Genomic DNA, 8,224 nt, shown 5'->3' with positions numbered 1-8,224 from the left:
AGGGGTACTTTCATATTTTTGTGCATGTTATTCGAAGAATTTCATGTACGTTTTTATTAGGCACATTGTTTTTTAAGGAAAACTTGATAAAGTATAAATCAAAGATTATCCATAATAGGAATGCAAAAAATTTTTATTTATTATTATTCTTGAGTAATGATATATGGATGAAAAAAAGGAGGGGACTTTTCAGTCTTCAGAGGATATGACGGAAAAATCAGAATCTGAGCCAGTTTCTTCTGATGAAGAAATTTCTGATGAAAATGAAGAACCAGAAATTTCTATATCAAAAACAGATGAAGAAATAGCTCAAGAATTGAAAGAAGACAAACCAGTATCTGAAGTAGAAGAAATTAAACCGTTCGAAGAGGAACCTGAACCTGTAAGGGAAGATGTACCGCCTCCGCCAAAAGAAGTTGTAATTGTCCAGGAAGTTAAAGAAAAGACTAAGAAAAAGATAATTAAGAATATCAAACGAAGTACTGTTATTGTTTTACTTATTATAGGCTTGATCTTAATTGGGGGCGTATATGCCTGGACATCAGGTGTAGATGATCTAAGAGAAGACAATGATTATCTCATTGTTGTAGTTTATAAAGATGTACCAAAGGCAGCCAGCATTTACCATAAAGATACACAAGAATCAGAAATCGTTGAAGTAATAGAATTAGGTGCATTAGCCAAATCAAACAGAAAAAGCTATTTTAATAATGTACAAAAAGAATACGGTGTACTTGACAGGATGATTATTATTGATGTAGACACTCTCAAGGCTTTATCCACAGACAATTATATATTATACAAAGATGATCCCAATAAAACAATATACCGCGATGATATGTATAATTTGTTAATTGGAAAATCTTTCCCCCTTGATGAAATAAAGGGTGATGATTCTCCATCTAAATTCAATGCAAACTTGCTAAAATCATGGTTAGATCATTATCATGAAAAGCTATTCGACAATTGGGGGGGTAATACGATTAAAGTTGTCCTGAATGGATACAGATCAGAAAAAATCATTATCCATCCTGGAAACTCTGCACTTTTCATCCTGAAATATATAGCAGTAGAAAAGGTCTTACTGCCAATGTAAGATATAAGAGCGAACAAAATTTTTAAAATCAAGCAGATGGTGGGTTTACCATCTGTTCTCTTTTAATTCTCTTCGTTTCTTTTCAAGAAAAGAAAATACAGGTCCGTGAGGAGAACCGTTTATTAACATCTCGATACCGGTACGGGCAATCAGGATCTGATCGATATGTCCGAGAATACTTACCGTCTTGCCCATGACAGATATCCTGCAACCTGTCAGGTTCTCGAATATCTCTCTTGACTTTCCGTTTTTCCCTATGATGCGGCCCCTTAATCTATTAAGTTCTTTAGGAGTGGATGCAATATTACTCAGATACATTATTTCCAGGGTCAGCATATCATCATCAAAAAGACGCAGGGCCTTTTCAGGATTAAACCCCCTTCCGATGGCTTTTATTACCTCCCCGGTTCGCATTGCCATTAAAGGATCTTCAGGTTCACTTAGTTCTACGCTGCCAGTCTCACTATCTATGTCCATTTTGGCCGTGGATTTTTTTTCAATGATCTTTTTAGTATTCCCATTGGGTCCAATTATCACACCAACCCTCTCAATAGGGACTTTAATATAAGTGGTCATTTTACCTTCAAACATAACTGTCCCCATGATATAACTCATAGCTCATATTACTAATGGTCAGCCCTGGATTTAATAATCTTCGATAGCAGGGCTTCCTCATCTACACTAACACCGAATTTTTTAAAAAAGCGTGCCATATTGTTAATGTCACGGGTTAGGAATTCTTTTGCATTGAGGTGCTCAAGAGTAACTGACTGCCCCATATCAATAAAAACCGGGGTCAGGTCATCAGGATTAATCAGGATATTATATTCGCTAAGATCCCCGTGCACCAGTTCAGCATCTTTAAATAAGCGTAACATAAAATCCACTATTTCAGATTCCAATTTCACTGCCTGCTCATATTCCAGATTAAATTCTCGAAGTTGGGGAAATGGGATATTATCCTTGCCTATAAATTCCATGATCAGGATGTTTCGTTCTGTTATTAACGGCTGCGGAACATTAAGGCCTGCTTCCTTTGCCCTGGTAAGGTTCCTGAATTCTTTACGGGTCCATGCAAGAATAATATCTTTTTTCTTGTGCCTAATATTCTTGAACCTTACATCCCCTATCAGATACTCCTGCATGGCTTTGAAATTACCGGTGTTGATGCGGTATATCTTAATAGCTAATTCCTGTTGAGTTTGATCTAATTCTTTTATTGCATGGAAAATATTAGCTTCTTTTCCAGTACTTACAGTACCGCCCAGAGCATCAATATAACCTTTTGATGCAAGTTTGTACAGTGCCATCAAAGTGGCAGTGTCAAAAACTTCGTCCTGGACTTTAAGATCTTCAGAATCTTTGATTTTTTTCCTGAAACCATCGATCTTCTTATCAATGGTCTTTAATTTTTTAGAATTAGAAATATCAAAGTCAACTGTCATTCATTATCCTTTCAGGTATCCTCTTTTCTCAAGCCAATTTACCTGAGGTTGGGTATATCGCCATTTAACATCTGCTTTTGCATCCTGGAAATCCCAGGGCACCACTATGACCACATCACCCGGTCTTATCCATGTACGTTTTTTAAGTTTGCCTGGTATCCTGCCAAGTCTTACCACGCCATCCATGCACCGTACCCTGATCTTATTTGCACCAAGCATACTTTCAACAGTACCCAGTATTTCATTGTCATGTTTCCTGGGAATCCTGACTCTTACTACTTCGTCTCCTTGATTTTGATTTTTCTTATTTCGATAATTATTCAGGTTAACACCTCTTATTAAAGTGGAATAATACCAGTATTAGGGCTTTTCTTTATTAAATATTTAAGAAAAATCCAATAACAGGATCAATTTCATATAACAACTTTTCTCTATTGTAAAATGCCGCATTGATATATAAAACTAGGTAATGTTGATTATCTAAATTTATTATATGTATATTGATTTATAAAACCATAAAATTTGCATTTGTTATGAAAGTGTACAATTCTGAAACCTAATTATATCAATTAAGTGATGGCCATCGGCTCGCTTACGACGAATATGATGACCTACAGGGACACTCCAACCTTCTACTTTCACGGCGGGCCAGGGTCGCGCCTTGAAGGGGCGTTACCAGGATGGCCTAAAAAACGGCCTGCGGATTATCGCGGTTCTCCGGCCGGGTATGGGACAATCCGACTTCTTACCGGGCCGGACCATGCTTCAGAAGTCTGAGCTATTTGGTGGTAAAGCTCCCGTACATCTCCAATTTATCTCTGTTGTTTTTGTATTGACATTAACAACACAAGCAGGATTACAACCTGGTTTTTCGATTAACGGTTCAAGATCAATCCACCAAGTGCCTGTATATTCATTACACACGGAACTATCCTTTAATGATCCCTCCATAACACATTCGCTGTTTTCAGCAATATCCCAAGCTTCTGAATGAGTCATCTGTATACCAGTTTCATTGCTAATGCAATATATTTCTGTATCAATCGCAGGTATTGTGGTTGTTGGATGTATAGTTGGGATTTCAGTTGGTACTGTCGAAGTTTTTTCTTGCACGCAGCCGTTAATAAAAACTCCACTTATTAATAATATCAAGATAATTAATATTCTAATTTTTTTAATCATTCTTCCACCATTTTAGTCGAATACTGCTAAAAATAAATATTTTTCGAAAAAGAGCAGTCAACCCGTTCAGATCATGATATCGAAAAGTACCTGCCAGCCCCCACACCACAAGAGCAGGCGGAGCAGATCCAGAGGGGCACCCGGGTAGAGTGAAGGTGAAGAAGGAGGGTCGGGAGGAAAGCGGAAGAAGGGATGGGGTATTGTTGGAGTATTGTCATAGTTGCTCATCCGGTAACAGGCAAGAAATTAATAGAAAAATGGCTTGCTAGTAAGAACAAAGATATTATTATGGGTCATGAAGGGGAATCTTAAAAAAAAACGACTTACTTGAATAGATGAGGAATGGGTAAGGAAGGTGGGTTCTGCGGATAATTATAAATAAATTAAATGAACATTCCAGTAGTACGATCAAGAATTTTCGGAGGCACAGTCCGTGAGGGTGGAAGATATACTGGGTGAAAGTTATGAAATGTACAAAGAACAGTTTGTTACATTTTTAATAGCAACGTTTATCGCTATAGTGGGATCAATTTTTATCATAACTGCCCCGCCCCTGTTCTTTGGCATCTTCTATATGGCATTTAAGCTGATTAGGGGGGAGGAAGTAGAAATAGAAGATATATTAAAGGGATTTGACTATTTCATCACCAGCTGGGTGATGGTAATAATCGGATTACTGGCAATAATCGTGGGCCTGATGTTCTTTGTAATTCCCGGCCTGATTCTAATGATATTATTCCAGTACGCGATCCCTATTGCCATATTAGAGAAAAAGGGTGCCATAGATTCCCTGACAAGAAGCAGTGAAATTGGCTGGGCGAACCTGCAATTTTCAATAATTCTTGGTATAGTAATATATGTAATCAATGGAGTGGGGAGTGCCCTTCAGGTGGGCTGGCTGATTACGTACCCATATACCGTGATCTGTCTTTGTATAGCTACCCAAAAACTGATTGAAGGGCGAGGTCAGTAAATATTATATTTCAGGTGGAGCCCCCACCTGCAACCACCCACCCAAGCATCCATCTCCACTTCACACCCAAAACCTGCTGTAATAATCGAAAAGCGCCTGCCATCCCCCACACCACAAGGGCAGGCGGAGGCAGATCATGAAGGGCACCCGGGCAAAGTGAAGTCGAGAAGGGGCGGCAGGAATCACATTCATTATCGGCACCCTGTTTCTCATTCCTGACTCTCTGGACCCAGGCTACATGAATCAACAAGGTTGGCCGCCACCATGCCGCCCTCATGGGCTGCGGTGGCGGATGGACTATAAAGTGCTGGATGGGAACTGGATGTATGCTTTTTCACCATCTCCAGGTCAGATAAAGTTGTCAGGGCGGTATCCCTCCCTCTGTGGATCAAACACATGAAAAATTAAGCCGTTTTCAATGAATTATTGTCAGTCAATATTAGCCTAAGAGACCCTAGGATCACCATCAAAAACGGCATCAGTGAATAAATTGCAAAAATACGAAATCCCTGTTTTTTACTTGAATTTATAAAATATCGGGAAATTTCATAAAGCGTCTCTACATACTGTTTTTTGGTAATATCGGAAAATCACATAATTTATAGTCGATTTCCTATTCGGAATTTTAGTGACTTTAGGGGTATTAAAAACATGTACTCAAAAAAATACTACCACTAGAGGTAACGGGTGATATAATTTATAAGTAAAATATCGCTTATAGATAATTTCATTTATAGTATTTTCATTTATAGATAACATGGTTTATAGGGTAATACTGGCACCCTGTTTCACATTCCTGACTCCCTGGACCCGGGCTGCATGAATCAACAAGGTTGACCGCCTCCATGCCGTCCTGACGGGCTGCGGTGGCGGATGGGGTATAACGTGCTGGATGTATGCTTTTTCACCATCTCCAGGTCAGATCAATTTGTTATGGCAGTATCTCTTCCTCTGTGGATCAACCATATGAAAAATTAAGCAGTTTTCAATCAATTATTGTCAGCCAATATTAGCCTAAAAGAGCCTAAGATCCCCATCAAAAAACGCATCAGTGAATAAAATTGCAGAAATACGAAATTCCTTTTTTTTATTTGAATTATAAAATATCGGGAAATTTCATGAAGCATCTCAGCATACTGTTTTTTGGTAATATCGAAAAATCACAAAATTCACAGTCGATTTCCTATTCGGAAAAATCATCTATTGTGGTGGGGCCATACCCTTCGAGTTGGTCGGCAGTCCCGAATACAACATTTAGGATTATGCAATTGTTGTTCAATTCCATCAGACGCCAATTTGCGGTTACCTTTACGATTTCCGCATTCGGGACACTCATTACCATTGAACTTGGTTTCATACGTGTCACAAATATAATGAGCTTTAGTAGGGACTTTTGTTGTGGATTTAGTAGCAGCTATAAAAGCTAATCTAACGTTCAAAAGATTTAAATTTATTAAACGATAGTAATATTTATAGATAAATTGTGGTAGCAAACTTTTATTATGTATACGACAAATATATAATTACAAGTTAAATCAATATATGGTTAATTAGGGTAGTATACAAATGGAAGAAATACCTATAGATATACAGATATCAAAAATGGATATACTGCACGCAAAAGAACTTAGAAAGAAATTATCCAAGCGGATAAGCGCTATCAGAGTAACAGATACAATTAGACTGGAAACCGTAATCAGTGCTGAAAAGAAATACGCTATGGACCTAGCCATTGAGTGGTTATACGCCAATAAAATAATAAAAAAGAAAACCCGCTATTCATTTTTAAAATTTGCAGTGGAAAATACGATAAGACTGGTTCTTGACGAAAGGGAAAAAGAGAAGGATCTTCAACAACAACAATCAGCTATGGATAGCCTAGAACGGCCGGGTTCGTAGAGATGGGAAGAAACCGGAGATCAAGTGGTGTAGAAAACTTTCTTACATATTTGATTTGTCCACATACTTTTAGTTAAGGGACAATTTATAAGACAACATGAGGTATATCGAAATTGGTTCGCTGTGAGGGGGTTCATAGTAACCGAGGAGCTATTACTCCAATAAAAGGTGCGCTATGGGCTCTACTCAACAGAAATCAAATAATAATATAGTTCAACAGCCATGGCGGCACTCCACACACAACAACTGAATACAACTTCCCCAACCCACACCCGGCGCATATCCACCCCCATATAGATACCCCTGGGAGGAGGCAGAAATCACATTCATATTCGGCACCTTGTTTCACATTCCTGACTCTCTGGACCCAGGCTATCTGAATCAACAAGGTTGGCTGTCACCATGCCACCCTAAAGGGCAGCGGTGGCAGGGGCAGCTATACATAGTCATACCCAGACCGCCAGATCAATCGAAAAGCGCCTGCCACCCCCCACACACCACAAGGGCAGGCGGAGCAGATCAGGACGGGCACCCGGACAAAGTGAAGGCAAGAGGGGTAGCAGGAGAACCGAAGAAAAGATGGGGGCTTGGTTATTTAAATAACCTTGAAAATATATTTAAGGCAGCTCCGGCACTTACCGGCATAACATCTAATTTTCAACTCCCCAAAACCGCCGATTCAATCGAAAAGCGCCTGCCACCCCCCACACCACAAGACCGGGCGGAGTCAGATCAGGACGGGCACCCGGACAAAGTGAAGACAAGAAGGGGCGGCAAGAGAGCCGAAAAAGGATGAAAAATGGATTCATTTCAATATTAACCACAGAGTGCACAGAGGAGCACAGAGAAGGGGAAAATCGCTCTGTGCACTCTGTGTCCTCGGTGGTTTTTTTATTTTTAATTAAATAACATTGGAAATATATTTCAAGTGGCTCCGGCACTTACCGGCATAACATATAATTTCACATCCCAAAACCGCCGATTTAATCGAAAAGCGCCTGCCAGCCCCCAAACCACAAGGCCGGACGGAGCAGAGCAGGAAGGGCACCCTGTATAAGTAAACCGAAAGGGGCGGCAGGAGAGCCGAAGAAGGGATGGGGGCTGGGTTCCATTATTTTTCAGACACAGATTTACCCGGATTTACACAGATTAGATGTTGTAAACATCACATAACTTATATATTTTAACAGCCATGGCCGCACTCCACACACAACAACTGAATATAACCCCCCCCACCTGCAACCACCTACCCAAGCATCCATCCACACTTCGCACCCCAAAGCCTGCAGAAATAATCGAAAAGCGCCTGCCAGCTCCCACACCACAAGAGCAGGCGGAGTCAGATCAGGACGGGCACCTGGGTAGAGTGAACCGAAGGGGGCGGTAGGAGAGCAGAAGAAAGGATGGGGGCTTATAGATTTAAATAACCTTAAATATATATTTACAATAGCTCCGGCACTTACCAACATAACATCAAATTTCACATTCCCCAAACCGCCGATTCAATCGAAAAGCACCTGCCAGCCCCCTCACCACAAGAGCAGGCGAAGCAGATCAGAACGGGCACCCGGGTGGAGTGAAGGCGAGAAGGGGCGGCGGGAGAGCCGAAGCAGGGATGGGGGCTGGACA

13 protein-coding genes are annotated in these 8,224 nt (G+C 40.3%); 6 read left to right on the top strand and 7 right to left on the bottom strand.

Annotation, left to right across the window (positions count from 1 at the left end):
* The first annotated feature begins 163 nt into the window (after positions 1-163).
* Positions 164-1,096: a hypothetical protein gene (locus IBX40_09000; protein MBE0524450.1), complete on the top strand. Its 933-nt coding sequence runs from the start codon at positions 164-166 to the stop codon at positions 1,094-1,096.
* A 45-nt stretch (positions 1,097-1,141) separates the two neighbouring features.
* On the opposite strand, the gene IBX40_08995 is transcribed toward IBX40_09000, so the two are convergent.
* The 3 genes from IBX40_08995 to eif1A are packed head-to-tail and all read right to left on the bottom strand — an operon-like array spanning position 1,142 to position 2,865.
* A complete protein-coding gene (locus IBX40_08995; protein ID MBE0524449.1) occupies positions 1,142-1,672 on the bottom strand; it encodes an RNA-processing protein in 531 nt (176 codons plus the stop codon).
* 50 nt (positions 1,673-1,722) lie between these two features.
* On the bottom strand, positions 1,723-2,541 hold the full coding sequence (locus IBX40_08990; protein ID MBE0524448.1) for a serine protein kinase RIO: 819 nt from the start codon (positions 2,539-2,541) through the stop codon (positions 1,723-1,725).
* 3 nt (positions 2,542-2,544) lie between these two features.
* The gene (gene eif1A / locus IBX40_08985; protein ID MBE0524447.1) at positions 2,545-2,865 is read right to left on the bottom strand and encodes a translation initiation factor eIF-1A; all 321 of its coding nucleotides are present in this window, start codon (positions 2,863-2,865) and stop codon (positions 2,545-2,547) included.
* A gap of 252 nt (positions 2,866-3,117) precedes the next feature.
* Between eif1A and IBX40_08980 the strand changes: the two genes are divergently transcribed.
* The gene (locus IBX40_08980; GenBank protein MBE0524446.1) at positions 3,118-3,318 is read left to right on the top strand and encodes a hypothetical protein; all 201 of its coding nucleotides are present in this window, start codon (positions 3,118-3,120) and stop codon (positions 3,316-3,318) included.
* Here IBX40_08980 and IBX40_08975 read toward each other — a convergent pair.
* Entirely contained in the window at positions 3,307-3,723 is a 417-nt protein-coding gene (locus IBX40_08975) for a hypothetical protein (GenBank protein ID MBE0524445.1), read from the bottom strand. The genes IBX40_08980 and IBX40_08975 overlap by 12 nt on opposite strands.
* 433 nt (positions 3,724-4,156) lie before the next feature.
* Here IBX40_08975 and IBX40_08970 point away from each other — a divergent pair, with 433 nt between their 5' ends.
* The gene (locus IBX40_08970) at positions 4,157-4,696 is read left to right on the top strand and encodes a glycerophosphodiester phosphodiesterase (GenBank protein MBE0524444.1); all 540 of its coding nucleotides are present in this window, start codon (positions 4,157-4,159) and stop codon (positions 4,694-4,696) included.
* A gap of 10 nt (positions 4,697-4,706) precedes the next feature.
* On the opposite strand, the gene IBX40_08965 is transcribed toward IBX40_08970, so the two are convergent.
* From IBX40_08965 to IBX40_08955, 3 genes are all read right to left on the bottom strand, one after another.
* Positions 4,707-4,946 (bottom strand): hypothetical protein, encoded by a 240-nt coding sequence (locus IBX40_08965; GenBank protein ID MBE0524443.1) that lies wholly within the window; start codon positions 4,944-4,946, stop codon positions 4,707-4,709.
* Positions 4,906-5,094 carry a hypothetical protein gene (locus tag IBX40_08960; protein ID MBE0524442.1) on the bottom strand — a complete coding sequence of 63 codons (189 nt, stop codon included), beginning with the start codon at positions 5,092-5,094 and terminating at the stop codon, positions 4,906-4,908. The genes IBX40_08965 and IBX40_08960 overlap by 41 nt, the downstream gene beginning before the upstream one ends.
* A gap of 785 nt (positions 5,095-5,879) precedes the next feature.
* On the bottom strand, positions 5,880-6,032 hold the full coding sequence (locus IBX40_08955; GenBank protein ID MBE0524441.1) for a hypothetical protein: 153 nt from the start codon (positions 6,030-6,032) through the stop codon (positions 5,880-5,882).
* A gap of 230 nt (positions 6,033-6,262) precedes the next feature.
* On the opposite strand from IBX40_08955, the gene IBX40_08950 reads away from it, so the two are divergent.
* The 3 genes from IBX40_08950 to IBX40_08940 all read left to right on the top strand — a co-directional run bounded on the left by IBX40_08950 (position 6,263) and on the right by IBX40_08940 (position 7,982).
* Positions 6,263-6,595: a hypothetical protein gene (locus IBX40_08950; GenBank protein ID MBE0524440.1), complete on the top strand. Its 333-nt coding sequence runs from the start codon at positions 6,263-6,265 to the stop codon at positions 6,593-6,595.
* Between the two features lie 340 nt (positions 6,596-6,935).
* Positions 6,936-7,391, top strand: coding sequence for a hypothetical protein (locus IBX40_08945; GenBank protein MBE0524439.1), 456 nt, complete (start codon positions 6,936-6,938; stop codon positions 7,389-7,391).
* 396 nt (positions 7,392-7,787) lie between these two features.
* A complete protein-coding gene (locus IBX40_08940; GenBank protein ID MBE0524438.1) occupies positions 7,788-7,982 on the top strand; it encodes a hypothetical protein in 195 nt (64 codons plus the stop codon).
* Positions 7,983-8,224 lie beyond the last annotated feature (242 nt).

Source organism: Methanosarcinales archaeon, from assembly GCA_014859725.1.
In the GTDB taxonomy this organism is placed as follows: domain Archaea; phylum Halobacteriota; class Methanosarcinia; order Methanosarcinales; family Methanocomedenaceae; genus Kmv04.
This window is presented reverse-complemented; position numbering and strand designations above follow the sequence as displayed.